This is a genomic window from Streptomyces sp. NPDC059816, assembly GCF_042732055.1.
Taxonomy (GTDB): Bacteria; Actinomycetota; Actinomycetes; order Streptomycetales; family Streptomycetaceae; genus Streptomyces.
This window is the reverse complement of record NZ_JBHWIQ010000008.1, coordinates 166,627-190,906: the sequence shown is the minus strand read 5'-3', so window position 1 is coordinate 190,906 and position 24,280 is coordinate 166,627. Positions and strand designations below refer to the sequence as shown.

The 24,280-nt window shown below is 72.3% G+C and carries 23 protein-coding genes and 1 tRNA gene; 14 read left to right on the top strand and 10 right to left on the bottom strand.

What is annotated here, in order from left to right; genetic code table 11:
- Positions 1–44 precede the first annotated feature (44 nt).
- Positions 45–386, top strand: a complete 342-nt coding sequence (locus tag ACFV88_RS13665) for a PadR family transcriptional regulator (protein ID WP_385489855.1) — start codon at positions 45–47, stop codon at positions 384–386.
- Positions 383–1,096 carry a permease prefix domain 1-containing protein gene (locus ACFV88_RS13660; protein WP_385489852.1) on the top strand — a complete coding sequence of 238 codons (714 nt, stop codon included), beginning with the start codon at positions 383–385 and terminating at the stop codon, positions 1,094–1,096. The genes ACFV88_RS13665 and ACFV88_RS13660 overlap by 4 nt, the downstream gene beginning before the upstream one ends.
- 14 nt (positions 1,097–1,110) lie before the next feature.
- On the opposite strand, the gene ACFV88_RS13655 is transcribed toward ACFV88_RS13660, so the two are convergent.
- Positions 1,111–1,746 (bottom strand): NADPH-dependent F420 reductase, encoded by a 636-nt coding sequence (locus tag ACFV88_RS13655; RefSeq protein ID WP_385489849.1) that lies wholly within the window; start codon positions 1,744–1,746, stop codon positions 1,111–1,113.
- A gap of 374 nt (positions 1,747–2,120) precedes the next feature.
- Here ACFV88_RS13655 and ACFV88_RS13650 point away from each other — a divergent pair, with 374 nt between their 5' ends.
- Positions 2,121–3,509: an FAD-binding oxidoreductase gene (locus tag ACFV88_RS13650; RefSeq protein WP_385489847.1), complete on the top strand. Its 1,389-nt coding sequence runs from the start codon at positions 2,121–2,123 to the stop codon at positions 3,507–3,509.
- A 31-nt stretch (positions 3,510–3,540) separates the two neighbouring features.
- On the opposite strand, the gene ACFV88_RS13645 is transcribed toward ACFV88_RS13650, so the two are convergent.
- Together ACFV88_RS13645 and ACFV88_RS13640 are read right to left on the bottom strand one after the other, a co-directional pair.
- On the bottom strand, positions 3,541–5,184 hold the full coding sequence (locus ACFV88_RS13645; RefSeq protein ID WP_385489844.1) for an MFS transporter: 1,644 nt from the start codon (positions 5,182–5,184) through the stop codon (positions 3,541–3,543).
- Between the two features lie 183 nt (positions 5,185–5,367).
- On the bottom strand, positions 5,368–7,167 hold the full coding sequence (locus tag ACFV88_RS13640) for a trypsin-like serine protease (protein ID WP_385489841.1): 1,800 nt from the start codon (positions 7,165–7,167) through the stop codon (positions 5,368–5,370).
- A gap of 574 nt (positions 7,168–7,741) precedes the next feature.
- On the opposite strand from ACFV88_RS13640, the gene ACFV88_RS13635 reads away from it, so the two are divergent.
- On the top strand, positions 7,742–7,888 hold the full coding sequence (locus ACFV88_RS13635) for a hypothetical protein (RefSeq protein ID WP_385489838.1): 147 nt from the start codon (positions 7,742–7,744) through the stop codon (positions 7,886–7,888).
- A gap of 122 nt (positions 7,889–8,010) precedes the next feature.
- Here ACFV88_RS13635 and phoU read toward each other — a convergent pair whose 3' ends face one another.
- Positions 8,011–8,691, bottom strand: coding sequence for a phosphate signaling complex protein PhoU (gene phoU, locus ACFV88_RS13630; RefSeq protein WP_385489835.1), 681 nt, complete (start codon positions 8,689–8,691; stop codon positions 8,011–8,013).
- Positions 8,692–8,892: 201 nt separating this feature from the next.
- On the opposite strand from phoU, the gene ACFV88_RS13625 reads away from it, so the two are divergent.
- Together ACFV88_RS13625 and ACFV88_RS13620 are read left to right on the top strand one after the other, a co-directional pair.
- Positions 8,893–10,185: a sensor histidine kinase gene (locus tag ACFV88_RS13625; RefSeq protein WP_385489832.1), complete on the top strand. Its 1,293-nt coding sequence runs from the start codon at positions 8,893–8,895 to the stop codon at positions 10,183–10,185.
- Positions 10,182–10,862, top strand: coding sequence for a response regulator (locus ACFV88_RS13620; protein ID WP_385489829.1), 681 nt, complete (start codon positions 10,182–10,184; stop codon positions 10,860–10,862). The genes ACFV88_RS13625 and ACFV88_RS13620 overlap by 4 nt, the downstream gene beginning before the upstream one ends.
- Before the next feature lie 98 nt (positions 10,863–10,960).
- Here ACFV88_RS13620 and ACFV88_RS13615 read toward each other — a convergent pair whose 3' ends face one another.
- Positions 10,961–11,665 carry a DUF461 domain-containing protein gene (locus tag ACFV88_RS13615; protein WP_385489827.1) on the bottom strand — a complete coding sequence of 235 codons (705 nt, stop codon included), beginning with the start codon at positions 11,663–11,665 and terminating at the stop codon, positions 10,961–10,963.
- A gap of 828 nt (positions 11,666–12,493) precedes the next feature.
- Here ACFV88_RS13615 and ACFV88_RS13610 point away from each other — a divergent pair.
- The 7 genes from ACFV88_RS13610 to ACFV88_RS13580 all read left to right on the top strand — a co-directional run bounded on the left by ACFV88_RS13610 (position 12,494) and on the right by ACFV88_RS13580 (position 19,753).
- Positions 12,494–12,976 carry a CarD family transcriptional regulator gene (locus tag ACFV88_RS13610; RefSeq protein WP_003953493.1) on the top strand — a complete coding sequence of 161 codons (483 nt, stop codon included), beginning with the start codon at positions 12,494–12,496 and terminating at the stop codon, positions 12,974–12,976.
- Between the two features lie 448 nt (positions 12,977–13,424).
- Positions 13,425–14,192, top strand: a complete 768-nt coding sequence (ispD, locus tag ACFV88_RS13605) for a 2-C-methyl-D-erythritol 4-phosphate cytidylyltransferase (RefSeq protein ID WP_385489825.1) — start codon at positions 13,425–13,427, stop codon at positions 14,190–14,192.
- Entirely contained in the window at positions 14,182–14,682 is a 501-nt protein-coding gene (gene ispF, locus ACFV88_RS13600) for a 2-C-methyl-D-erythritol 2,4-cyclodiphosphate synthase (RefSeq protein WP_385489823.1), read from the top strand. Before ispD ends, ispF begins: the two co-directional genes overlap by 11 nt.
- Positions 14,683–14,855: 173 nt before the next feature.
- Positions 14,856–15,260 carry a PPOX class F420-dependent oxidoreductase gene (locus tag ACFV88_RS13595; RefSeq protein WP_385489820.1) on the top strand — a complete coding sequence of 135 codons (405 nt, stop codon included), beginning with the start codon at positions 14,856–14,858 and terminating at the stop codon, positions 15,258–15,260.
- A 105-nt stretch (positions 15,261–15,365) separates the two neighbouring features.
- Positions 15,366–16,766 (top strand): cysteine--tRNA ligase, encoded by a 1,401-nt coding sequence (cysS, locus tag ACFV88_RS13590; RefSeq protein ID WP_385489818.1) that lies wholly within the window; start codon positions 15,366–15,368, stop codon positions 16,764–16,766.
- A gap of 113 nt (positions 16,767–16,879) precedes the next feature.
- On the top strand, positions 16,880–17,824 hold the full coding sequence (gene rlmB / locus ACFV88_RS13585; RefSeq protein WP_385489815.1) for a 23S rRNA (guanosine(2251)-2'-O)-methyltransferase RlmB: 945 nt from the start codon (positions 16,880–16,882) through the stop codon (positions 17,822–17,824).
- A 171-nt stretch (positions 17,825–17,995) separates the two neighbouring features.
- Positions 17,996–19,753 carry a DoxX family membrane protein gene (locus ACFV88_RS13580; RefSeq protein ID WP_385489813.1) on the top strand — a complete coding sequence of 586 codons (1,758 nt, stop codon included), beginning with the start codon at positions 17,996–17,998 and terminating at the stop codon, positions 19,751–19,753.
- A gap of 75 nt (positions 19,754–19,828) precedes the next feature.
- Here the strand turns inward: ACFV88_RS13580 and ACFV88_RS13575 are convergent, their stop codons facing one another.
- The 3 genes from ACFV88_RS13575 to ACFV88_RS13565 form a co-directional block, all read right to left on the bottom strand.
- On the bottom strand, positions 19,829–20,560 hold the full coding sequence (locus ACFV88_RS13575) for an NDP-sugar synthase (protein ID WP_385489810.1): 732 nt from the start codon (positions 20,558–20,560) through the stop codon (positions 19,829–19,831).
- Between the two features lie 140 nt (positions 20,561–20,700).
- Positions 20,701–21,147, bottom strand: coding sequence for a hypothetical protein (locus tag ACFV88_RS13570; RefSeq protein ID WP_385489808.1), 447 nt, complete (start codon positions 21,145–21,147; stop codon positions 20,701–20,703).
- A 239-nt stretch (positions 21,148–21,386) separates the two neighbouring features.
- Positions 21,387–22,523 carry an ABC transporter ATP-binding protein gene (locus ACFV88_RS13565; RefSeq protein ID WP_385489804.1) on the bottom strand — a complete coding sequence of 379 codons (1,137 nt, stop codon included), beginning with the start codon at positions 22,521–22,523 and terminating at the stop codon, positions 21,387–21,389.
- A gap of 225 nt (positions 22,524–22,748) precedes the next feature.
- Between ACFV88_RS13565 and ACFV88_RS13560 the strand changes: the two genes are divergently transcribed.
- Positions 22,749–22,825: transfer RNA gene (locus ACFV88_RS13560), tRNA-Thr, on the top strand.
- Positions 22,826–22,900: 75 nt separating this feature from the next.
- Here the strand turns inward: ACFV88_RS13560 and ACFV88_RS13555 are convergent.
- A complete protein-coding gene (locus ACFV88_RS13555; protein ID WP_385489801.1) occupies positions 22,901–24,040 on the bottom strand; it encodes a tyrosine-type recombinase/integrase in 1,140 nt (379 codons plus the stop codon).
- A complete protein-coding gene (locus tag ACFV88_RS13550; RefSeq protein WP_385489798.1) occupies positions 24,040–24,240 on the bottom strand; it encodes a helix-turn-helix domain-containing protein in 201 nt (66 codons plus the stop codon). Before ACFV88_RS13550 ends, ACFV88_RS13555 begins: the two co-directional genes overlap by 1 nt.
- Positions 24,241–24,280 lie beyond the last annotated feature (40 nt).

The window sequence follows — 24,280 nt, the reverse complement described above, 5'->3', positions numbered from 1 at the left end:
CAATACATAGCACGCCTACAGGTTCTTATGTAGGCTGCCTACTCATGAAGGCAGATGCGGTACGGGGCCACCTGGACGGGCTGCTGCTCGCCGTGCTCGAACCGGGCCCCCTGCACGGCTACGCGATCATCGCCGCGGTCCAACAGCGCAGCGGCGGCGCACTCGACCTGCGCACCGGCACCATCTACCCCGCGCTGAACCGACTGGAGCGGCTGGGCCTGCTGAGCAGCGCTTGGGAGTCGGTCGGCGAACGGCGCCGGCGCAGCTACGCGCTCACCGACGCCGGGCGCAACGGTCTGGCCAGCGAACGGACGGCGTGGCGCGAGTTCACGGCGGCGATCGGCTCGGTCCTCGACCCCGTCGCCTCGCCGCGGGCCGCGACATGAACGCCGCCGCCGCGCATGACCTGAGCGTCACCGGTCAGCGGAGCACCGACCCCGTCGACGAGTACGTCACGACCCTCGCGGCGGCCCTGCGCGGCCCGGCCCGGGTCAAGCAGCGGCTGGTCGAGGAGATACGCGACGGTCTCGCGGACACGGTGGCGGTGTACGCGGACGGGGGCATGTCCCGGGACCGCGCCGCCCGGCAGGCGGTGCACGAGTTCGGGACCCCCGATGAACTCGTGCCGAGCTGCCAGCGGGAACTGACCATCGCCCAGGCCCGGCACACCGCCCGGACCGTCGCGTTGACCAGCCCTTTCCTGGTCGCCTGCTGGTACCTGGTCTGGAACGCCCGGACCACCTGGACCGACGCCGGTCAGGAGGGCCCGGCCCTGCACGTGGCCCAACTGCTCGCCTTCCACCTGGCCACGGTCGCGGGCGCGGGGGCACTGCTCGCCGCGGCGCTGTTGGCCGCGACGGGAGCCCTCGCCCGGTGGCTGCCCACCCCGGACCGGCTGCCCGCCGTGGTCGCCTGGGCCGGCACCACCGCGAGCGCGGCCATGGCCGTCGCCACGGTCACGCTCGCCGTCGCCGCCCTGTTGGCCGCGCAGTGGACGCTGATCGCCCTCGCCGGCGCGTTGGCGGCGGCCTCGCACGCCGTGATGGCACCCTCGGTGCGCGCCTGCCGCAGGTGCGTCCGGCTGCCGGTCGGCTGACCCCGCTGCCCCTGTCAGACCAGGGCCCGGGCCTCCTCCACCGAGGGCACCCGCCCCAGCGTCCCCTCGTGCAGGTCGCCGAAGACCTCGATGCGGATCGACTGGTCGATCCCGCCCACCGGCACCGGGTCGAACCCGGCCGCCCGGATCAGCCGGGCGACCTCCTCGCCGGCGCCCTGGTCGTCCGTCGCGAAGAAGCCGGCGCCCCGCTCCGGCTCCCGGCGCGCCTCGGACTCCAGGGAGGGCGCCAACAGCGTGCCGAACGCCTTGACCGGCCGGGCTCCCGCCGGCAGCAGCCCCGCGATGATCACCCCCGCGGACTGGTCCTCGGGGATGGTCTTGGAGAAGGTGCCCTGGTCGTCCACGGCGATCGGGTTGGACGGGTCCACGACGACCTTGCCGGCCAGCCGGTCGCCGTACTGCGCGATCAGCTCCTTGATCGTGTCGAACCAGACCGCGAGGACCAGGACGTCGGCCATCTCCACCGCCTGGTCGACGGTGGTGGCCGTCGCCCGTTCGCCGAGCCGGTCGGCCAGTTCCCTGGTGCGGTCCAGATCGCGCGACGCGAGCAGCACGGATTCGCCGCCCGCCGTCAGGTCGGCCGCCAGCCGGGAGCCGATCGCACCGGTACCGATGATCGCTGTGGTCACGTCCTCGCCCTTCGCCGTCACCGGTGGTCCGGTAGCCGTTGCCCCCGGGCCAGTACAGCAGCGCTCCACCGTCCGGGCACCGCGGGCGACCCCGCACGGGTGACCCCACGGTGCGTCCCGCTGGGGGTGCGCTGGCCCGTGCGGGTGCGTCGTTGTTGCTCGCGCAGTTCCCCGCGCCCCTGACGGGGCGCCCTGCGAGCGGACGTGCAGCCCGATGGATAGGGGCGCGGGGAACTGCGCAACACCGGGACGCACCTCGCGGAACAGCGCACCTTCAGCAGGACGCACCGAAAGGCGGCCCGCCGCCCATCGCGCCCGCCTCAGCAGCCCGGAATACGATGAGGAGGTCTCCCCGCAGTGGAAGGGGGCCCGTCATGGCGCCCCGGCACCTTTCGGAGGCGGCGCTCGCCGATCTCCGGCGACAGTTCACGGGCACCGTCATCACCCCGGACGACCAGGGGTACGACGAGGCCCGCGCCCTCTACAACGGCATGATCGACCGGCGCCCCGCCGTCATCGCCCAGTGCGACGGCACCGCCGACGTCGCCGCGGCCGTCCGGGCGGCCCGCGGGGCCGACCTGCCGATCGCCGTGCGCGGCGGCGGTCACGCAGTGGCCGGCACGGCGTCCGTGGACGACGGGCTCGTCGTCGACCTGCGTCCGATGCGTGGCGTCCAGGTCGACCCGGACGCCCGCACCGCGCGGATCGGGGGCGGCGCCACGATCAGCGACCTCGACCGGGCGACCCAGCCGCACGGCCTCGCCACTACCGGCGGCCGGGCCTCGACCACCGGGGTCGGCGGCTTCACCCTCGGCGGTGGATCGGGCTGGCTGGAACGGAAGTTTGGCATCGCCGGCGACAACCTCGCGGCCGTGGAGGTCGTGACCGCCGACGGCCGCACCGTCCTCGCGAGCCCGGAGCACGAGCCGGAACTGTTCTGGGCGCTGCACGGCGGGGGCGGCAACTTCGGCGTGGCCACCGGGATCACCCTGCGACTGCACCCGCTGCCCGCGTTCTCCGTGGTCCTGCTGCTGTTCCTGCCCGAACGCTCCGACGAGGTCCTGCCGGTGTACCGGGACGTCATGGCCGCGGCCCCGGACGAGGCGGGCGGGGCGCTCATCTACCTCACCGGACCGCCGGCGCCCTTCGTGCCAGAGCACCTGGTGGGCCGGCTGCTGTGCGGGGTGCTGGTGACGTACGCCGGGCCGCTGGCCGAAGCGCGCGAGGTGGCGGCCCCGCTGCTGGCGCCGGAACGGGCGGGCGAGCTCATCACGGACATCCCGTACGTCGACCTCCAGTGCATGTTGGACGACCCGCCGGCGCTGCGGAACTACTGGTCCGCCGAGTACCTGACGGCGCTCCCGGACGACGCGCTGCGCGTGTTCCGCTCGCTCGCGGACACGATGCCCGTGCCGACGAACTCCCAGCACATCGTCTTCCCCATGGGCGGCGCGGTGGCGCGGGATGCGGGGGACTGGCCGATGCCCTGGCGGTCCTCGCCGTGGGCGGTGCACCCGTTCGGGGTGTGGGAGGACCCGGCGGACGACGACCGGGCCCGCGGCTGGGTCCGGGACGTGCGCGCCGCGATGCGTCCCTGGGCGCGGGACTCGGTGTACCTCAACTTCATCGGTTTCGAGGGGGAGGAGCGGGTCGTCGCCTCGTTCGGCGAGGCCAACTACCGCAGACTCGCCGAGGTCAAGGCCCGGTTCGACCCGGACAACGTCTTCCGGCTCAACCACAACATCCGCCCGGCAGCGGCCTGAACCGCACCACCGCGGTCACCCACACCCCCGCTCACCCGTCGCGATCGGGCCCCGAACTGCCGTCCACGCCCGCGGATTTCGCCGACTGCACCCCCGTCACCCGGGTGCCCGGATGGGCCAGCGCGCACAGGAACGCCACCGCCAGCGCGAGGGCCATCCCGGCGAACACCCACTGGTTGGCCTCCGCGAAGTCCACCCGGATCGCCTGCCGCACCTCCCGCAGCACCCCCGCCACGGGCCCCGTGCCGGAGGGTTCGTGCTGACCGCCCTGGCCGGCCACCGACTGGGCGACCCGCTGCGCCGCGTCGTGCGCCAGGTCCGAGGGCAAGCCCCGTGAGCGCAGCGTCTCGGCGACCCGGCTCACCGTCACATGGCTGAGGACCGTGCCGAAGACGGCGAGACCGAGCGCCGCCGCATAGTTGCGCACCGTCTGCGTGATGCCGGTGACCTCACCGTACGAGGCGTCGATGGCCCGGTTCACGGCGTCCGTCGACGCGGGCGCCAACAGGAACCCGATGCCCGCGCCCGAGAGGACCACGTACGGCCACTGCTCGGCGAACGACAGGTCCGGCATCCGCGCCGCCCACAGCGCGAAGCCGGCCGCGCCGAGCGCCGAACCGAGCAGGATCGCCGGACGGGCGCCCCGGGTGTCCAGGATGCGCCCGCCGATCTGGGACGCGACCACGAACCCGACGAAGAAGTACAGCAGGTACAACGCCGCCTCGTTCGGGCTCTTGCCGAGCGACACCTGTGCGTACACCGAGGCGAAGAAGAACATGGGGACGAAGGCGAGCATCGCGAAGAACAGCACCGCGTTGTCGACCAGGAACGCCCGGTCGCGGAAGACCCGCAGCAGGATCAACGGGCGTTCCGGGAAGCGGAGTTCGTACCAGCAGAACACCACGAGGAGGGCGAACCCGACCGCCACGCACAGCCAGGTCGCCGCCGAACCCCACCCCCACACCGCGGCCTGCTGGAGCCCCAGCACGCTCAGCCCCATGCCGCCCGCGATCAGCAACGCACCGGGCACGTCGAGCCGTTCGCGACGGACCTCGTCGGGGATGCGGGCCAGCAGGGTCAGCACGATCGCGATGACGGCGATGGGGACGTTGATCCAGAAGATCGCCCGCCAGGTCCACGCGGTCAGCCAGCCGCCGAGCAGCGGTCCGAGCGCGGTGAGCCCGCCCGCCACGCCGAAGAACAGGGCGAGCGCCCGGCCGCGCCGTTCGACCGGGAACACCGCGACGACCACGGCGAGCGCCGCCGGGAACATCAGCGCCGCCCCCACCCCCTGGGTGGCCCGGAAGACGATCATCCAGGTCTGCGCCGCGCCGCCGATCGGGACGCAGCCGCACAGGACGGACGACACGACGAACACCAGCGTGCCGACCAGCATGGTCCGACGGCGCCCGAAGAGGTCGGCGAGCCGCCCGCCGAGCGCGAAGAACGCCGCCAGCGCGAGCAGGTAGGCGTTCACCACCCAGCGGATGCCCGAGGAGGACAGCCCCAGCTCGTCGGTGATCTCCGGGGCGGCGATGGCCACGATCGTCTGGTCGATGAAGGTCATCGAGACGGCGAACATCATCGCCGCGAGGGCCAGGGTCTGGTTCGGGGCGCCCGGCCCGGGGCGGGGTGGACGGGCCGAAGAACCCGCGCCGGGCGAAATGCCGCTCATGCGAGGATCTTCCCCCGGGGTGGCGAGGGGCGCACGCGCAGCGCGCCATCTGCTGGCCCGCCCCGCGTACGCGCCGGAGCGCCGGGCCCGGGGGAACCGGTGACCCGTGGGCCGCACGGGAAACGCGCCGGCCCTCCGAAGAGGACCGGCGCGCCCCTGGTGCAACCCCCGGGCGGTCCCGGGTTAGAACAGCAGGTCGTACTGGTTGAAGCCGGAGCCCAGCGAGACCCGCGTGCCGAACAGCGACGAGGACGCCTTGCCGGTGCCCGGGTAGAGCCACAGCTTGCCGCCGGAGTCCCGCGCCAGGACGTCGGCGATGCCGTCACCGGTCAGGTCGCCGTTGCCCACCAGAGCGGTGAACTTCCAGTTGCTGCGGGCCTTGATCTTCGCCGCGAACGGCGCGGCCGCCTTGCCGGTGCCGCGGTACAGCCACACGGTGTTGGCCTTGTCCCGCACCAGCAGATCGGCCTTGCCGTCGTTCGTCAGGTCACCCCGGCCGAAGAGCTTGGCACCCTTCCACGCCCCGGAGACGACCTTCTTCTTGCTGCCGAACGCGCCGTTGCCCTTGCCCGGGTAGAGGTAGGCGTTGCCCGATCCGTCCGTCGTGATCAGGTCCGGCCACCCGTCACCCGTGAAGTCGCCGGGCGCCGCGTACGACTTCGAACCGCCGCCGGCCGACGTCACCGTCTGCCAGGCCCAGGCGGCGCTGGAGGTGGTCGCGTTGCGTACGTACCGGCGGTGCAGCTTGCCGTCGTTCTTGTCCCGGACCAGCAGGTCCAGGTGACCGTCACGGTCGAAGTCGCTCTGGAGGCCCCAGCTCAGGCCTTGCCAGCCGGTGCCCGAGGAGGTGCGACCGGCCAGCGAACGGCCCTTGCTGTTCATCTGGTAGAGCTTGCCGCCCGACCCCCGCGCGAGCAGGTCGGTGCGCCCGTCGTAGCTGCGGTCGGCGTCGTCGATGCGGCCCTGCGTCGCCCCCGCGTACGTCCTGACCTTCGTGAACACCGGGTACGCGCCCTTGGTGATGCAGCCCTTGACGCCCCACGAGACCACGCCCGCGATCTTGCCGCCGACCACCAGCGGACCGCCCGAGTCGCCGTGGCAGGAGCTCTTGGTGCCCGAGTCCCGCCCGGTCGCGGGCTTGCCCGCGCAGTGCATCTCGCCCGCGACGAAGAAGTCCCGGCCGAGCACGCCCCGCATCGCCCGGTCGCAGGTGCTGTCGGCGACCATCGGCAGGCTGACCTTGCGCAGCTTCTTCGCCTGCTGGGCGCCCGACCGTCCCGAGGTCAGGCCCCAGCCGTACACGGTGCCGCTGGTGCCGGTCTTGTACAGCGAGCTGTCGCCCGAGGCGGCCGGCCGCAGCCACTTGCCCTTGACGGGGCGGTCCAGGGTGATGACCGCGATGTCGTTGCGCAGCGTGCGGTGGTCGTACTTGGCGTGCCGCCACACGCGGTGCACTCCGGCGGCGGTGCCCGCGTTCGGGTCCATCAGCTTGGTCGCGCCGACCAGGGCCACGCCGTTGCGCCGCCAGTCGAGGCCGTACACGCAGTGCGCGGCGGTGAGCACCTTGTTGGGCGCGACGAGGGTGCCGCCGCAGAAGGAGCCCCTGCCCGCCGCCTCGTCCCAGTAGCCCAGCTGGACCATCCACGGCGCCGAGGAGATCGTCGTCTCGCTGCCGCCCACGATGAACGGGCTGGGCCCGGTGTCCGCACCGGGTGCCGGCGCCGCGGCGCGCGCCCGGGCGTCGGCCGGTGCCTTCTCGGCCTCGGCGCCGGCCGCGCCGGCGAGCCGCTCGCGCAGCTCCGCGTCGGTGGCCCGGTCCACGGCGACCGGGGTCGTCGGAGCGGGCGGGGTGGCGTCCGGGGTGCCGGGCGCGGCGGTGGCGGGCAGCGTGGAGCCGCCCGCCAGCAGGCTGATCGAGAGCGCGGCGATGGCCGCGGCCCGCACGGTGCCGGGTCTGCGGCGCCGGATTCGGGCATGAGTCATTCGGTGTACCCCCCACGGGTTTCGTCGGACGAGCGCGTTGAGGGGGTTCTCGCCGAATCTCCGCGAAATCCTGGCGGAGCCCCCCTTCGGCGGTGCGAGTCTAGGCCCCTCGCACCCGAACGGGCGATCGACTATCCCCACCTGGCGGTGCGCTGCCCCGTGCGGGTGCGCTGGTGATTTGCGCAGTTCCCCGCGCCCCTAGGTACGCCCCACCCCAGGTACGCCGTCCCCCACAGCGGGCCCCGCTAGGAGAACCACGCACGGGCAGCCCAGACCAGGGGCGCGGGGAACTGCGCGAATCCGCAGCGCACCCCGCAGGACAGCGCACCGCAAGGTGGACGCACCTGATCAGGGGCGCGGGGAACTGCGCGAATCCGCAGCGCACCCCGCAGGACATCGCACCGCCAGGTGATCGCACCGAAGGGGCGCGAGGAACAGCGCGAGCAACCACCACACACCCGGGCGCGAAGAACCCCAGACCGCGCCCCGCAAAAGTGCGCTGTTGATGCGCCCACACCCCACGCAGTCCAATGGACAGGAGACGCGAAGCCATCGCGTCCCAGGGAGGGAACCCATGACCGAGTCCCGGAAGCCCGACACCACCGCACCCGAGCCCGGCCTGCCCCGCCTGCCCCTGCTGGGCGCCTGCGGCTGCGGCCCCGGCTGCTCCTGCGGCTGCCAGTCCGGCGGCTCCTGCCAGTGTGGCGGCGGCTGCGGCTAGCCACCCCGCGGGCCCGTGAGCGGGGCCCGAGGGCGGCGCACCCCCAACGAACAGCGCACAGCGCAACAGCGCACCGTGCCCCGTACGGGAACACTCCCGTACGGGGCACCCGCACCCGCCGCTCAGGCGCCTTCGACGGGCGCCGGATTCTGCGTCAGCTCGTCCGCGTGCTCCCCGGTGACCAGGTACACCACCCGCTTCGCCACCGACACCGCGTGATCGGCGAACCGCTCGTAGTAGCGGCCCAGCAGCGTGACGTCCACCGCGGTCTCTATGCCGTGCTTCCACCGGTCGTCGATCAGGTGCTGGAACAGCGTCCGGTGCAGCAGGTCCATCTCGTCGTCGTCCTGCTCCAGCTGCATCGCGAGGTCGACGTCCTTGGTGACGATGACCTCCGCCGCCTTGGCCATCAGCCGCTGCGCCAGCTGCCCCATCTCCAGGATCGTGGCGTGCAGGTCCTGCGGCACCGCCCGGTCGGGGAACCGTAGCCGCGCCAGCTTCGCCACGTGCTGGGCGAGATCCCCGGACCGCTCCAGGTCGGCGCTCATCCGCAGCGAGGTGACCACGATCCGCAGGTCCGTCGCGACGGGCTGTTGCCGGGCGAGCAGCGCGATCGCCCGCGCCTCCAGGTCGTGCTGGAGGTCGTCCACCTTCTGGTCGGCGGCGATCACGTTCTCCGCCAGTTTCAGATCGGAATCGAGCATCGCCGTCGTGGCGCGCCCGATCATCGAACCGACGAGCCGGGCCATCTCGACCAGGTCGTCGCCGATCGAGTCAAGTTCCTCGTGGTACGCGTCACGCATACTGAGTCGTCCCTCTCTCACATCCGCCCGGGGCCTCGGGTACCCGTCGACCCCACGCTCCCACGTTCCGGCCCGGACGCGTCCGGTTCCGGCACCGCGGGTGAATCGGCCCTTTCCCCTCGGTGAACTCTGGGCGACGAGTGTCGTAGCTGACACCGGGATGGCTGTGGACGCTCCCCGGGGCGTGCCTAACCTGGAGACATGGACGTGAACGCGGCGGTCGCCGCAGCAGCAGCGATCGCCGGGGTGCTCACCGGCGTCATCGCCATGCTGGCGTTCCGCTGGAGCGAGCGCGACCTGAAACGTCCGGCCCGCAGCTCCCTGCACACCGAGCCGGTGCTGCCGCCGGGCGTGGACACCGTGCTCTCGGTGCTGCGCTCGTCGGCGGTGGTCCTGGACGAGGCCGACAGCGTCGTCAAGGCCAGCTCGGCGGCGTACGCCCTCGGACTGGTGCGCGGGGGGAAGCTGGCCATCGAGCCGATGCTCCAGATGGCCCGCGACACCCGGCGCGACGGGGAGATACGCCAGGTGGAGCTGGACCTGCCGCGGCGCGGCGCGGGTCGCGGCGGGGAGGCGCTGGCGGTCTCCGCCCGGGTCGCCCCGCTCGGGTCCCGGCTGGTGCTGCTGCTCGTGGAGGACCTCACCGAGGCCCGCCGCATCGAGGCGGTCCGCCGGGACTTCGTCGCCAACGTCAGCCATGAGCTGAAGACCCCGGTCGGCGCGCTGTCGCTGCTGTCCGAGGCGGTCATGGACGCGTCCGACGACCCGGAGGCCGTGGAACGGTTCGCCGGGCGGATGCAGATCGAGGCGACCCGGCTGACCAGCCTGGTCCAGGAGCTCATCGACCTCTCGCGGGTCCAGAACGACGACCCGCTGGAGTACGCGGAGCCCGTCCGGGTGGACGACCTGGTGGCGGAGGCGATCGACCGATGTCGGCACCAGGCGGGCACCAAGCAGATCACCATCGCCACCGGCGGCACCGCCGCCCTCCAGATCTGGGGCAACCGCGGACAGCTCGCGGCGGCCCTCGGCAACCTCGTCGAGAACGCCGTGAACTACAGCGCCGCCCGGACCCGGGTGGGCATCGCCGCCCGCCGGGTCACCCACCCCGGCGGCGACCTGATCGAGGTCGCCGTCACCGACCAGGGCATCGGCATCCCCGACCGGGACAAGGAGCGCGTCTTCGAACGCTTCTACCGGGTCGACCCGGCACGTTCCCGTGCCACCGGTGGTACGGGCCTGGGCCTCGCCATCGTCAAGCACGTGGCCGCCTCGCACGGCGGGGAGGTCACCGTGTGGAGCACCGAAGGACAGGGCTCCACGTTCACCCTGCGGCTGCCGGAGGCGGGAGCCCCCCGCGACCGCGCACCCCTGGAGCCCGACCAGGCCCCCGACACCGGCGATCCCGGTACCGGGGACGACGACCACGGGCAGTCCGGTACATCCGCTTCACCCCCGTACGCACCGCTTCCCTCCCCGGAGGTCCTTCCGTGACCCGAGTACTCGTCGTCGAGGACGAGGAATCCTTCTCCGACGCCCTGTCGTACATGCTCCGCAAGGAGGGCTTCGAGGTCGCCATCGCGGCCACCGGGCCCGACGGCCTGGACGAGTTCGAACGCAACGGGGCCGACCTGGTCCTGCTGGACCTCATGCTGCCGGGGCTGCCCGGCACCGAGGTCTGTCGCCAACTGCGCAGCCGCTCCAACGTCCCGGTGATCATGGTCACCGCGAAGGACAGCGAGATCGACAAGGTCGTCGGGCTGGAAATAGGAGCCGATGACTACGTCACCAAGCCGTTCTCGTCCCGCGAACTGGTCGCCCGCATCCGGGCCGTGCTGCGCCGCCGCGGCGAGCCCGAGGAGGTCACGCCGGCCGCGCTGGAGGCAGGCCCGGTCCGGATGGACGTGGACCGGCACGTGGTCACGGTGGCCGGCGCCAAGGTGGACCTCCCGCTCAAGGAGTTCGACCTGCTGGAGATGCTGCTGCGCAACGCGGGCCGGGTCCTGACCCGCATGCAGCTGATCGACCGGGTGTGGGGCGCCGACTACGTGGGCGACACCAAGACCCTGGACGTCCACGTCAAGCGCCTGCGGGCGAAGATCGAGCCGGACCCGGGCGCGCCCCGGTACCTGGTCACGGTGCGCGGGCTCGGCTACAAGTTCGAGCCGTAGAGCGACCCGCCGCGCCCGTACGGGCCGGTGGACGCACGGCGAAGGGCGGGACCCAGGTGGGTCCCGCCCTTCGCCGTACGCGTTCCGCAGGTCGGTCGTCAGCCGGTCGCGGGGGTCGACCCGCCGGTGTCACCGGTGGCCGGCGCGGAGGCACTGCCCGTCGCGCTCGACGCGCCGTCGGCGGGCTCCGCAGCCTCACCGGTGGCCTCGCCGGTCGCGTCCGCGGCCGGCGAACCGGTCCCGGACGGCTCCGCCTCGGCGGACGCCTCCTGGCCGGGGGCGGCCGGCGCCTCGGTGGGGCCCCACTCCTCGAAGTAGCTGGCCGCGGGGACCACGAAGCTGTCGATCTTCACGTCACCCGTCGAGCTGAAGGTGTACGTGACGTTCTGCGCGTCGCCGTCCTTCACGGACTCCCGGCCGCTCGGCAGCAGCGCGGACGCGTTGTCCTTGCCGCCGATCACCACGGAACCGCCGGCCGGCACGGTCACCTTCCCGGAGCCCTTCGCGGGCTTCAGTTCGGCCTTGTCGCCCGACCCGGTCAGGGTGATCGCGTCGAGGGTCTGGTCCTTGTCGCCGTTGTTGAAGAGCGTGACGGAGATGGCCGCGGGGCCCTTCGCCTCCAACTCGGGCTGGGTGACGATGTTGGAGTTCTGGATCTGGATCTCGCCGACGGTGACGGCGGCGTTGTCCGGCTTGATCCCCAGCGTTTGGGCGTTCGTGCCGGCGCCACAGGCGGTGAGCGAGGCGATCGAGAACGCGATGGCGGTGGCGGCGAGGGCGCCGCGTCGAAGGCTGCTGCTCACGGCGGCGGCAACTCCTTGAACGTGGGCGGTACGGAACGGTCCTGCGGTGGTGCTGGTCGTAGCGGTTCGTGCGGGTGGAGCAGGTGAAGCGGGTGTGACGACCCCGGAGCCCGGGTGCCGGGCCGATGGGGGCCCGTACGGCGAGCAGGGCGGCCATAAAGCCGCCCTAAGGGTGTGTCAGCGGGCTTAGGTTATCGACCCGCTGTCCGGGCACCGCACCCGACCCGCCCCTTGGCGGTCGGGCGGTGGCACGGGCGGTCGGTCCGCGGGGGGTGCGGGCCGTCCCCGGGGCCGCGAATTGTCCTCTCGTTGACCTTTCACATAAGCCCAGGGAAGCGGGCCGCTAAGCCCGCCGAAGCCGACCCCTCACCTCGACGGAGCGGACCGCAAAGCCGGGGGGAAGTCGACCGTCAAACCCGAGGAAGCGGACGGCGGGTTTTTCCGGCAATCCCGCGTATCAATCAACACCGTACGGTGGAATTGATCAACGCACTCGTGGTGATCAATTCCAGAACGCGGCTCCGGCCGCCGAACGGAGTAGCGGGAACACCGGGGAGTGCGCGGAACTGACCCGAACCGAACCCGGCAAACCGGGACGTTCGCCCCCTTGAGGTCCCCGGCCCGGGTCCGTAACGTGCACGTTTCACCCCGCCCGGACATCGGCTCCCACCTGCGAATACCCGCCGGGGCGCGGTCCCGCGACCCCCGCCGCAGCACGTTCCGGTTGTTGTTGTCAAGCCCCGAGATATGCCCTGACCTGCGAAAACGCCATTCAGAAGACGCCGTATCCGTGTTACCCTTGATAGCCACGGAAGGGGTACCTGTCACATGACGTTCAAGGTTGGCGACACCGTGGTCTATCCCCATCACGGGGCCGCGCTGATCGAGGCCATCGAAACTCGCCAGATCAAAGGCGTGGACAAGACCTACTTGGTGCTGAAGGTCGCCCAGGGTGACCTGACGGTACGTGTGCCAGCGGACAATGCGGAGTTCGTCGGCGTGCGTGATGTGGTCGGTCAGGACGGGCTGGACCGGGTCTTCGAGGTGCTGCGCGCGCCGTACGCCGAGGAGCCCACGAACTGGTCCCGTCGCTACAAGGCAAACCTGGAGAAGCTCGCCTCCGGTGATGTCATCAAGGTCGCCGAGGTCGTTCGCGACCTGTGGCGCCGTGAGCGTGAGCGCGGACTCTCCGCAGGTGAGAAGCGCATGCTCGCCAAGGCTCGCCAGATCCTGGTGAGCGAGCTCGCCCTCGCGGAGAACACCAACGAGGACAAGGCCGAAGCGCTGCTCGACGAAGTGCTCGCGTCCTGACATCCACCCCCGTGCCGACCCGGGAGCGCCCGATCCGGCGCGACCGGTTCTGACGCGGGGAAATGCCGTGGCGCCCGATGACCTGAGAAGGTCGCCGGGCGCTGCGGCATGTCCGCACTCCCTCCCCGCGCCCCAGCGGTCGCCGGGGTCGGGGAAGACGGTGTACCGGGGCGCCCACCGTGCGTCGACGCCCCGTTGCGGGCGGACGCACCGCGCATGCGGACGCGGCGCGACCGGAGCACCGGGCCGGACTCGTGGAATCGTCTCGAAAACGCCCCCGTGCCCCGCCGGTGCCGCCCCTGGCGTGCCGGGTACGCGCAGCGGCTCGACCAAAGGTCACGGAAGGGCTCCGGTCAAGGCGTCGCACCCAACACTCCCCCAACCACCGGCCGGGGGTACCCCCAGGCCATACCCATGTCGGCCGAGCACACAAACCTGAACGGAAGCGATGTCTGACGATTCGCGCCCCGCGCCTCCAGCCGCCCGGACCGCGGCCGTGATCCCCGCGGCCGGCCGCGGGGTCCGGCTGGGCCCCGGCACCCCCAAGGCACTCCGCCCCCTCGGCGGCACCCCGCTCCTGATCCACGCCGTCCGCGCCATGGCGGCCTCCCGCACCGTCGCGCTGGTGGTCGTGGTGGCCCCGCCCGACGGGGCGGCCGAGGTGCGCAACCTCCTCGACACCCATGCGCTGCCCGAGCGCACCGACTTCCTGGTCGTGCCCGGCGGCGACACCCGCCAGCAGTCCGTCCGCCTCGGACTCGACGCCCTGCCGGCGCACATCGACACCGTCCTCGTGCACGACGCGGCCCGGCCGCTGGTGCCCGTCGAGACGGTGGACGCCGTCATCGCCGCGGTGCACGCCGGGGCGCCCGCCGTGGTGCCCGCGCTGCCGCTCGCCGACACCGTCAAGGAGGTCGAGCCGCGCGACCCGGCCCGCCCCGACGACCCCGAGCCGGTGGTGGCGACCCCCGAGCGGGCCCGGCTGCGCGCCGTGCAGACCCCGCAGGGCTTCCACCGGGACGCCCTCGTGCACGCGCACGCCACCGTCCCCGTCGACGGGGAGGGCGCCACCGACTGCGCCGGGATGGTGGAGCGCACCGGGCGGCCCGTCGTGCTCGTCCCCGGGCACGAGGAGGCGTTCAAGGTGACCCGGCCGCTCGATCTGGTGCTGGCCGAAGCCGTACTCGCCCGCAGGAGGGCCAACGATGGCTTCTGAGGTGGTTCTCCCCCGGGTGGGGATCGGTACCGACGTCCACGCCTTCGAGGCGGGGCGCGAACTGTGGTGCGCCGGACTGCGCTGGGACGAGGCCGACAGCGGCGGCTACGGGCTCGCCGGGCACTCCGACGGGGACGTCGCCGCGCACGCGGCCTGCGACGCACTGTTCTCCGCCGCCGGGGTCGGGGACCTCGGGGCGCACTTCGGCACGGCGCGGCCCGAGTGGGCGGGGGCGTCCGGAGTGGCCCTGCTGACGGAGGCCGCGCGGATCGTGCGGGCCGCCGGCTTCGAGATCGGCAATGTGTCCGTGCAGGTGATCGGGGTGCGCCCGAAGATCGGACGGCGCCGGGCCGAGGCCCAGCAGGCGCTCTCCACCGCCGTGGGCGCACCGGTCACCGTGTCCGGCACCACCACGGACGGTCTCGGGCTCACCGGTCGCGCCGAGGGCCTGGCCGCGATCGCCACCGCCCTGGTCCACCCCCGCGACTGACCCACGTCCCGCCCCCGCAGCCACCTCTGCTGCCCCTGTCGCACCGGCCGTCCCCCGGGCACCGGCCGGTCGGCGGGGACGGGACCGGTCGGGTTCGAGGGCGGCCCGGCGGGGTAACGGTGGGTCGGCGCGATGTGCGCGTACCACCAGAACCGGCAGCGAAGGGGAACCCCGTGTCCACCCAGCTCTCCGACGACCTCAAGGCCCTGCTCGACGGCCCCGTCTTCATCACCGTCGCGACCGTTCAGCCGGACGGCAGCCCCCAGCTGTCGCCGGTCTGGGTGAAACGGGACGGGGACGACGTGCTGTTCTCCACCACGATCGGGCGCCGCAAGGAGCAGAACCTCCGCCGGGACCCCCGGATCACGGTGCTCCTCCAGCCCTTCGACGCCCCTTACTCCTACGCGGAGATCCGCGGCACCGCCCAGCTCACCACGGAGGGCGGCCCCGAGCTGATCGACGAACTGTCGGTCAAGTACACCGGCAAGCAGTACGCCGACTTCAACCCGGCCTCCGCGGACGACGCCCAACGCGTCGTCGTCCGCGTCACCCCGCGCAAGGTGGTTGGCCGGATCTGACCCTTGGGAACCGGTGTCCGGCCCACCACCGCGTTGTCGCGAAATCAGTGCCCCGTACGCCCTAGGGGTCGCGGGGCACTGCCCCGCGACCACTACCCTGGGGGGGTGACTATTCGCCTGTACGACACCAGCGCCCGGCAGGTCCGTGACTTCGCCCCCCTCGTTCCGGGCTGTGTCTCGATCTACCTGTGTGGCGCTACCGTGCAGGCCGCTCCGCACATCGGGCACATCCGCTCGGGCCTCAACTTCGACATCATGCAGCGGTGGTTCGCCTACCGCGGCTACGAAGTGACGTTCGTCCGCAACGTCACCGACATCGACGACAAGATCATCCACAAGTCCGCCGAGCAGGGTCGCCCCTGGTGGTCCATCGGCTACGAGAACGAGCGCGCGTTCAACGACGGGTACGCCGCGCTCGGCTGCCTGCCGCCCACCTACGAGCCCCGCGCCACCGGCCACATCACCGAGATGGTCGAGATGATGCGCGGCCTCATCGAACGCGGACACGCGTACGAGGCCGACGGCAACGTCTACTTCGACGTGCGTTCGTTCCCCGGGTACCTGTCGCTGTCCAACCAGGACCTCGACGAGCTGCGCCAGCCCGCGGGCGAGGGTGAGACCGGCAAGCGCGACCCCCGCGACTTCGCCATGTGGAAGGCCGCCAAACCGGGCGAACCGGACTGGGAGACCCCCTGGGGTCGCGGCCGGCCCGGCTGGCACCTGGAGTGCTCGGCCATGGCCCACAAGTACCTGGGCACCGCCTTCGACATCCACGGCGGCGGCATCGACCTGATCTTCCCGCACCACGAGAACGAGATCGCGCAGGCCCAGGCGTACGGCGACGAGTTCGCCACGTACTGGGTGCACAACTCGTGGGTCACCATGAGCGGCGAGAAGATGTCGAAGTCGCTCGGCAACTCCGTCCTGGTCAGCGAGATGGTCAAGCACTGGCGGCCCATCGTGCTCCGCTACTACCTGGGCACCCCGCACTACCGCTCCACGATCGAGTACAGCCCCGAGGCCCTGCGGGAGGCCGAGTCGGCGTTCGCCCGGATCGAGGGGTTCGTGCAGCGGGTCGTGGAGAAGACCGGGGGCCCCGTCGAACCGGCTAGCGAGGTGCCGCCCGCGTTCGCCGAGGCCATGGACGACGACCTCGGCGTCCCGCAGGCGCTCGCCGTCGTCCACACCACGGTCCGCCAGGGCAACAGCGCGCTGGCCGCCGACGACAAGGAGGCCGCGGTGGCACGGCTCGCGGAGGTCCGGGCCATGCTCGGCGTCCTCGGGCTCGACCCCCTGGACCCGCACTGGTCCGGGGAGAACGACCGCGGCGAGGACCTGCACGGCGTCGTCGACACGCTCGTCCGGCTGGTCCTCCAGCAGCGCGAGTCCGCCCGCGCCCGCAAGGACTGGGCCACCGCGGACGCCATCCGGGACCAGCTCAACCAGTCCGGGCTGGTCATCGAGGACGGTGCCCAGGGCCCCCGCTGGACGCTCGGACCGCGCTAGTGCCGCACGCGAGGTGCCGCCCGCTCCGCCGGGCGGCACACTCGTACACACATACGCACACTGACCCGTACGCGGAACCGTACGCGGTCTCATCCACAGGAAACGGGTAGGTCATGGCCGCAAACAACCGCCGCATGTCCGGCAAGAAGGGCGCGCAGGTCGGCAGTGGCGGCCAGCGGCGCAAGGGCCTGGAGGGCAAGGGCCCCACCCCGCCCGCCGAGATGCGTAAGGGGCACGTCAAGCAGCGCGCCGCGAACGCCCGCACCCGACGCGCGCAGGGTCGCACCGCGACGCCGCGCGGCCGGGGCGGCAAGGGCACGTCCGAGCTGGTCGTCGGGCGCAACCCGGTCGTCGAGGCGCTGCGCGGCGGGGTCCCCGCCTCCACGCTGTACGTCCAGCAGTTCATCGACAACGACGAGCGGGTCCGCGAGGCGTTGCAGCTCGCCGCCGAGCGCGGCGGGATCAACCTCATGGAGGCGCCCCGGCCCGAGCTGGACCGGATGACCGACGGGCTCAACCACCAGGGGCTCGTGCTCCAGGTGCCGCCCTACGAGTACGCGCACCCGGAGGACCTCGTCGCCGCCGCGTACGACGCGGGCGAGGACCCGCTGATCGTCGCGCTCGACGGGGTCACCGACCCGCGCAACCTCGGCGCCGTGGTGCGTTCCGCGTCCGCCTTCGGGGGCCACGGGGTGCTGGTGCCCGAGCGCCGCGCCGCCGGCATGACCGCCGGTGCGTGGAAGACCTCGGCCGGCGCCGCGGCCCGGACCCCGGTCGCCCGGGCGACCAACCTCACCCGGGCGCTGGAGGCCTACAAGAAGGCCGGCATCGCCATCGTCGGGCTCGCCGCGGACGGCGAGGCGGAGGTCGCCGACGTCGCCGCGCTCGGCGGTCCCGTGGTCATCGTCGTCGGCAGCGAGGGCAAGGGGCTGTCCCGCCTCGTCGGGGAGACCTGCGACGTGCGGGTGCGCATCCCCATGCCCGGCGGCGCGGAGTCCCTGAACGCCGGCGTGGCGGCGGGCATCGTGCTGTACCAGGCGGCCCAGTCGCGCCGCTGATCCACCCGCGGGGCCCGGCCGGTCAGCCCGTCCGGGCCGGCCGGTCCGCCACCCGCGCCCTGCTGGCGCGTCCCCCTCGGGACGGGCCCGGGGCGGGGTGCCGGCGCTTGTCGGGGGTCGGACATCTTGGGGTGGTCAAGGCAGTGTCCTAACCTCGCGTCACTCGGTTAGATGAGTGTGGACACCAGAACACCCCGCACACTCACGGGGGCCCGCTCGTCGGGATTCGACGACGCTCCCGCGCTGAGCATGGTGAAGGTGCCGAGCGATCCGGCGCAGGTCATCGTCAACCATGCGAGCTTCCGCGTGCAGCTCAACGCCACGCCGACGCGCTCCGCGCGGGTCGCGCGGGCCGCGGGCGCCGCTGACACCGGGCGCGTCCCCGTGGCGGGCGCGCGCCGGCGCGCGCCCGTCGTCTGGAGCGGCCGTTCGGCACCGGGCGACACCGGTGCCACCGGGCTGCTCCAGGCCGTGCGGGAGACCGGGGTACGGCGGGTCGTCGGGGCCGAACCGGGCGACGGTGGAGCCACCCAGGTCATCCCCCGGGTCACGCCCAGGACCGCGTTCGACGACACGGTGGAGACCCCCGGCGCCGGCGGTCCCGAGACCCGACTGCTGCCCGCCCAGATGCGCAGCACCGGTAGCGCCTACGAAGAGACGGCCGGCATGCCCGTCGTCGGCGCCGACGACCGCCGCCCCGACGACCACGCCGACTACGACGGGTACGCCGGCTACGGGGGCTACGGGCCCCACGACGACGGCTACAGGGGCTACGACGACGGGTACGAGCTCGACGCGGACGGCACCGGGGAGCCGCGGCACGGCGACGGCCGGCGACCCCACCACGCCTACTACCCGGGCCGCCGCCTCAACCTCGGCGTGGTCCTGCTGCCGCTGCGGGTCTTCCTCGGCCTGATCTCCGTCTACGCCGGCCTGGGCAAGCTGAGCGACCCCGTCTACTTCGACGGCGGCGAACGCGGCTCCATGGTGAAGTGGCTGAACTCCCTCCACCCCTGGGCCCTCGCGGAACCGTTGCGGGACTTCGCGCTCCAGCATCCGGTGGGCGCCGGGCTCACCATCGCCTTCCTCCAGGTCATCGTGGGCGTGCTGACCGTCCTGGGGCTCTGGCAGCGGGTCGCCGCGGTGGTCGGCGCGCTGCTGTCGGCCGCGCTGATCGTCACCGTCAGCTGGCGGACCGTCCCCGCGTACGACGCGCCCGACATCATCTACCTGGCCGCCTGGTCACCGCTGATCATCGCGGGCGCCCCGGTCTACTCCGCGGACGGCCGACTCGGCTCCGAGGCGTGGCGCACCCTGGGTCCGCGCGCCGAACTGTGGGAGCTGCGGCGCCGGGTGCTGCGCCGGGGCACGGTCGTCGCCTCCGTCGCGGTGGGCCTCACCCTGCTGCTGGGCTCGGTGCTCGGCGGCGCCGTGCGGGACGCCGACCGGGTCACCGTGCCGGGTCCGGGCCAGGCGCCGCGCAACGAGCTGCCCGGTTCACCGCTGCCGCAGGAGCCCGGCAAGCGCCGGGCCGAGCGGAGCGGCACCCCGTCCGCATCCGGTACGCCGACCCGACCGGCGCGCGAGGCGTCCCCGGAGCCCTCACGGGCGGCGGCCACCCCCGGCGCCGCGACCGGCGGCACCCCGCCGTCCTCGGGGACCGCCAGCGCCGGGACGCCCAGTCAGACCCAGGGCACGGCGCAGCAGCCCCCGGCCCGGCAGCCGGCGCCCACCAGGGCGCCCGCCACCAGTGCGGGGCCCACCTCGGGCGGCAGCGCCTCGGCGGGCGCCACCGGCGGGGTCACGGGCGGCGGCGAGTCCACCGGCAGCGCCACCGGCGGCAGCACCGGGACCGGCGGCAACGGGACGACCGGCGGCGGCGCCGAGCGGCGGCCCGGGCTCGTCGGCAGCCTGATCGGCGGCGACTGACCGGGCCCGTACGGCAACGCCGGAGGGGTCCGCGCATCGTGCGCGGACCCCTCGGGCGTTGCCGTACGAAGCAGGTCAGCGGGCTAGGGCGGCGAGCTCCTTCGAAGCCTCCGTGAGGTCCTTCGCCGTGTCGATGGCCCTCCAGTACGCGCCCTGCGGGATCGGGAAGCCGGCGAGGCGCTTGGCGCGCGCCAAGCCGGGGAAGGTGGTGCGCTCGTGGTCCCCCTGGTCCGGCAGCAGCTCGGTGAACTCCGCGGAGAAGACGTACACGCCCGCATTGATGAGGAACGGGGACGGCGGGGCCTCGATGAAGTCCGTGATGTGGCCGAATCGGTCCGTCTCGACGGCGCCCCACGGAATGCGGGGGCGGGCCAGGGCCAGGGTCGCGGTGGCGGCGCGCTCGGCGTGGAACGCGGCCATCTCGCGCAGCGAGAACCGGGTCCAGATGTCGCCGTTGGTGGCGTACCAGGGCCGGTCGGGGTGGGGGAGGTGACCGGCAGCGTACTTGAGACCGCCGCCCCGGCCGAGCGGCTCCTTCTCGACCACGGTGGTGACCCGCAACGGCAGGTCCGACGACTCCAGCCACTCCTGGAGGACCTCGGCGAGGTGCCCGCACGAGACGACGACGTCGGTCACGCCCTCCTCGGCGAGCCAGGCCAGCTGGTGCCCGATGATCGGGGTGCCGGTGCCGGGGATCTCCACCATCGGCTTGGGCCGGTCATCGGTGTAGGGGCGCAGCCGCGTTCCCTGGCCCCCGGCCAGGACGACGGCTTGAGTCGGACGTGCGTGGACGTGCGGATCGGTCATGACGGAACTGTACGTGGCGCCGCCGCGCGCCTCGCGGGGCGCACCCGCGACGGTGCGGGTGACCCGCGCGGGGCGCGCGGCGGCGGGTGCGGGCCATGAGGACCCGGGGGTGTCGGACCTGGGATGTCAGACCTGGGATGTCAGACCTGGGTGGCGACGCCCGAGGCGAAGGCCGTGTCACAGACCGGGCGGGAGTACGACTGCGCACGGGCGGGCCCGTAGGCGCGGACGGCGGCCCGACCGAGGGAGCGGGCGATGGAGACGCAGTGCTTGGACAGCGAGGGCCTGCGGTCGACCTCCTGCTGGAGGCGGGTCAGGGCGACGCCCGGATCCTTCTCCTGGAGTTCGACCAGCAGTCGGTCGCGTAGGACTTCGTGGGCGGCGGGGGCCTTGGCCTCGGCACGGCGCGGCAGGTTCTCCGCGGAGGCGGTGAGCACCGAGTCCTGGGAACCCGACCAGTTGACGGAGGTGACCGCGAGGGTGCCGGACAGCACCAGCACGACAGGCAGGACGAAGGCGAGGGAGCGGCCGATGCGGCGGGCAGGGCCACGCCTCCGGCGCTGCTTGTAGGTGTGGGAAAGCGTCACGCACGGAAGCGTAGCGGGCGGTAGTCATGCGAAGACACTTAGTCACTCTCTTGAGGGACGATGCAGGGCCTCATTCGCCCGCCCGTGTTGACGAACGCCGCTCGAAACGCCCGGTGTGCAGCGATTTCGGCCCCGGAGTGCCGCGGACGTGACGCGACGGAGCCCGGTGTTCCAGGGAGGACGTCCCTGGAACACCGGGCTCCGTCAAGGCGCTTCGGCCCGCGGCCCGCGGCCGACGATCAGTCGCTGAGGCGCTCGCCCGTGGAGGTCGAGAACACGTGCAGCTCGCCCGGCTTCGGCACGACGTGGATCGAGGTGCCCTTCTCCGGGACCTGGCGACCGTTGACGCGGACGACCAGTTCCTTGCTCTCGCCGTCGAGGTCGGCGCCACCGTAGACGTAGCCGTCGGCGCCGGTCTCCTCGACGACGTTCACCTGGACCGCGAGGCCGGCGGGCGCGTCGGAGGTGTCCTTGGCCAGGGACTTCGCGGCGGCGCCGTTGTGCTCGACGACCTCGAAGTGCTCGGGGCGGATGCCGACGGTCACCGTGCGGTCACCGCGCTCGGAGGCGGCCGACAGGGCGTCGCGGCTGACCGGCACCACGGAGTTGCCGAACTTCACGCCGCCGTCCGTGATCGGGACCTCGACCAGGTTCATCGCGGGGGAGCCGATGAAGCCGGCGACGAAGAGGTTCGCCGGACGGTCGTACATCTCGCGCGGGGAGGCGACCTGCTGGAGCAGACCGTCCTTGAGCACGGCCACCCGGTCACCCATGGTGAGGGCCTCGACCTGGTCGTGCGTCACGTACACGGTGGTGATGCCCAGCCGGCGCTGGAGCGAGGCGATCTGCGTACGGGTGGAGACGCGGAGCTTGGCGTCGAGGTTCGACAGCGGCTCGTCCATGAGGAACACCTGCGGCTCGCGGACGATGGCACGGCCCATCGCGACGCGCTGGCGCTGACCACCGGAGAGGGCCTTCGGCTTGCGGTCCAGGTACTCGCTCAGGTCGAGGATCTTCGCCGCCTCCTCGACCTTCGCGCGGATCTCCGTCTTGTTGACGCCGGCGATCTTCAGGGCGAAGCCCATGTTGTCGGCGACCGTCATGTGCGGGTACAGCGCGTAGTTCTGGAACACCATGGCGATGTCCCGGTCCTTCGGCGGCAGGTGCGTGACGTCGCGGTCGCCGATGCGGATGGCACCGCCGTTCACGTCTTCCAGGCCGGCGAGCATGCGCAGGGAGGTCGACTTGCCGCAACCGGAGGGACCGACGAGGACGAGGAACTCGCCGTCCGCGATGTCGATCTCCAGGCTGTCCACGGCGGGCTTGGTGGAGCCCGGGTAGAGGCGGGTCGCCTTGTCGAACGTGACAGAAGCCATGGCTGTGAAGCCCCCTTCACCGGCAGGAACGTGCCGGACGATCCGAGTAAAGGTGGTCCGCTCCGGGACCCCGGAACGGGCAACTCAGTGGTGTAGTCCACTCGGGTGAACTGCCTCAGGACGCTACCTGCCGTTCACCCGATCTGTCATCCGTTGCAGGGGTGTGAACTTCGTCGTTGTTTCCCCGCGGGCGGGCACCCTGCTCCCGGTACACTGCACGGGCACGCCTCCTTAGCTCAGCTGGTCAGAGCGCCGCTCTTGTAAAGCGAAGGTCGTCGGTTCGAATCCGACAGGGGGCTCCAGACACCACCTGGGAAAACGCCCTCACGATCATCGATCGTGAGGGCGTTGACGGTAGTCCTTGACGGCAGCCCCCTCTAACGGCGCCGCTTTAGCAGCCGATCCATGTGGCCCATGGCCTCTCGCCGGTCACCGTCGCTCACGTGCGTGTACACGTTCATCGTCACCGCGATCTGTGAGTGCCCCAGGATCTCCATCACGGTCCGGGGCGCGACTCCAGCCGCGAACAGCAGCGACGCGCACCCGTGCCGGGTGTCGTGCAGGCGGACCTTCGGGAGCTTCGCCGAAGACCCGATCCGCAGGAACGACCGGTACAGGTTGCGCGGCTCGATCGGCCGACCGGACCGGGTGGTGAACACGTGATCGCTGTCGTACCACTCGGGGCCAGCCGCCGCGCGCCGGTCGGCCTGGCGGAGCCGCTGCCACCGCAGCGGCGCTACGCACATCAGCGGGATCGGGATCATGCGGGCCCGCCGGTTCTTGGTCGAGTCCAGGTACAGCTCCTTGCCACCGCGGTTCAGCGTGGTCCGCACTGTCAGGACGCGCCGGTCGAGGTCCACGTCCTTCCACTGCAACCCGAGGATCTCCCCGCGCCGCAGGCCCAGGGCGACCGCCAGGACGAACGCCGCGTAGAGCGGGTCCGTCCGCGCTGCCTCCAGGAACGTCAGCGTCTCGTCCAGGGACCAGGGACGCAGTTCGCGCGGTTCGACACGTGGTGACGGAACCAACTGGACGACGTTGCGACTGATCAGCTCCTCCCGGCAGGCGGCCGTCAGCGCGGTGCGGAGCACGCGGTGAGCCTCCTTGGCCGTCGCGGCCGACGCCTTCGTGGTGACCTCCGAGATCATCCGCCGCACGTTCGCCGTGGTCAGGGACTCCAGCCGTCGGCTCCCCAGGAGCGGCACCAGGTAGAGCCGAACATGCATCTCGTACTTCACGTACGTGGTCCGCTTCCGGTTGGGCTTGATGTGGTCCTCCAGCCAGTACGGCAGCCACTCGGAGAGCTTGGCGGACCGGGAGGGCGTCGGGATGCCCTGCCGGTCACGGCGGACGAGCTCCTGACGCTTCTCGTCGCACTCATCCCAGGTGGCGCCGTACACGGTCTTGCGCTTGCGAGTGCCGTCGGGCTGCGGGACGTAGACGCGCGCTTCGAAGCGTCCGTCCTTGCGCTGCCAGATGCTCCCGGCACCGTTCGGATTCCTCTTGCGGGGTGCCATCAGGCCGCGTTCTCCTCGATCTGTTCTTGAATGAAGGCGCGCAGACTGCCAGGGGAGACACGTCGTGCGCGCCCGATGGTGAAGCTCGCCAATTGCCGGGATCGGATGAGGTCGTAGACCTTGCTTCGGCTCAGCCGAAGCGCGGTCATGACCTCGGGGACGGTGAGTGCGTGGAGCTCGCTCGGGACGACGGTGAACACGTCGATACCTCCGTGGAGGGGCGGGCAATACCTGAGCCAG

What these genes read in the sequence shown, in the direction of transcription:
- ispF (WP_385489823.1), top strand. Translation starts at nt 14,182, where the DNA reads ATGGCTTCTGAGGTGGTTCTCCCCCGGGTGGGGATCGGTACCGACGTC.
- ispD (WP_385489825.1), top strand. Translation starts at nt 13,425, where the DNA reads ATGTCTGACGATTCGCGCCCCGCGCCTCCAGCCGCCCGGACCGCGGCC.
- phoU (WP_385489835.1), bottom strand. Translation starts at nt 8,691, where the DNA reads ATGCGTGACGCGTACCACGAGGAACTTGACTCGATCGGCGACGACCTG.
- ACFV88_RS13575 (WP_385489810.1), bottom strand. Translation starts at nt 20,560, where the DNA reads ATGACCGATCCGCACGTCCACGCACGTCCGACTCAAGCCGTCGTCCTG.
- ACFV88_RS13640 (WP_385489841.1), bottom strand. Translation starts at nt 7,167, where the DNA reads ATGACTCATGCCCGAATCCGGCGCCGCAGACCCGGCACCGTGCGGGCC.
- ACFV88_RS13660 (WP_385489852.1), top strand. Translation starts at nt 383, where the DNA reads ATGAACGCCGCCGCCGCGCATGACCTGAGCGTCACCGGTCAGCGGAGC.
- ACFV88_RS13665 (WP_385489855.1), top strand. Translation starts at nt 45, where the DNA reads ATGAAGGCAGATGCGGTACGGGGCCACCTGGACGGGCTGCTGCTCGCC.
- ACFV88_RS13565 (WP_385489804.1), bottom strand. Translation starts at nt 22,523, where the DNA reads ATGGCTTCTGTCACGTTCGACAAGGCGACCCGCCTCTACCCGGGCTCC.
- rlmB (WP_385489815.1), top strand. Translation starts at nt 16,880, where the DNA reads ATGGCCGCAAACAACCGCCGCATGTCCGGCAAGAAGGGCGCGCAGGTC.
- ACFV88_RS13635 (WP_385489838.1), top strand. Translation starts at nt 7,742, where the DNA reads ATGACCGAGTCCCGGAAGCCCGACACCACCGCACCCGAGCCCGGCCTG.
- ACFV88_RS13555 (WP_385489801.1), bottom strand. Translation starts at nt 24,040, where the DNA reads ATGGCACCCCGCAAGAGGAATCCGAACGGTGCCGGGAGCATCTGGCAG.
- ACFV88_RS13580 (WP_385489813.1), top strand. Translation starts at nt 17,996, where the DNA reads ATGAGTGTGGACACCAGAACACCCCGCACACTCACGGGGGCCCGCTCG.
- ACFV88_RS13610 (WP_003953493.1), top strand. Translation starts at nt 12,494, where the DNA reads ATGACGTTCAAGGTTGGCGACACCGTGGTCTATCCCCATCACGGGGCC.
- ACFV88_RS13650 (WP_385489847.1), top strand. Translation starts at nt 2,121, where the DNA reads ATGGCGCCCCGGCACCTTTCGGAGGCGGCGCTCGCCGATCTCCGGCGA.
- ACFV88_RS13645 (WP_385489844.1), bottom strand. Translation starts at nt 5,184, where the DNA reads ATGAGCGGCATTTCGCCCGGCGCGGGTTCTTCGGCCCGTCCACCCCGC.
- ACFV88_RS13625 (WP_385489832.1), top strand. Translation starts at nt 8,893, where the DNA reads ATGGACGTGAACGCGGCGGTCGCCGCAGCAGCAGCGATCGCCGGGGTG.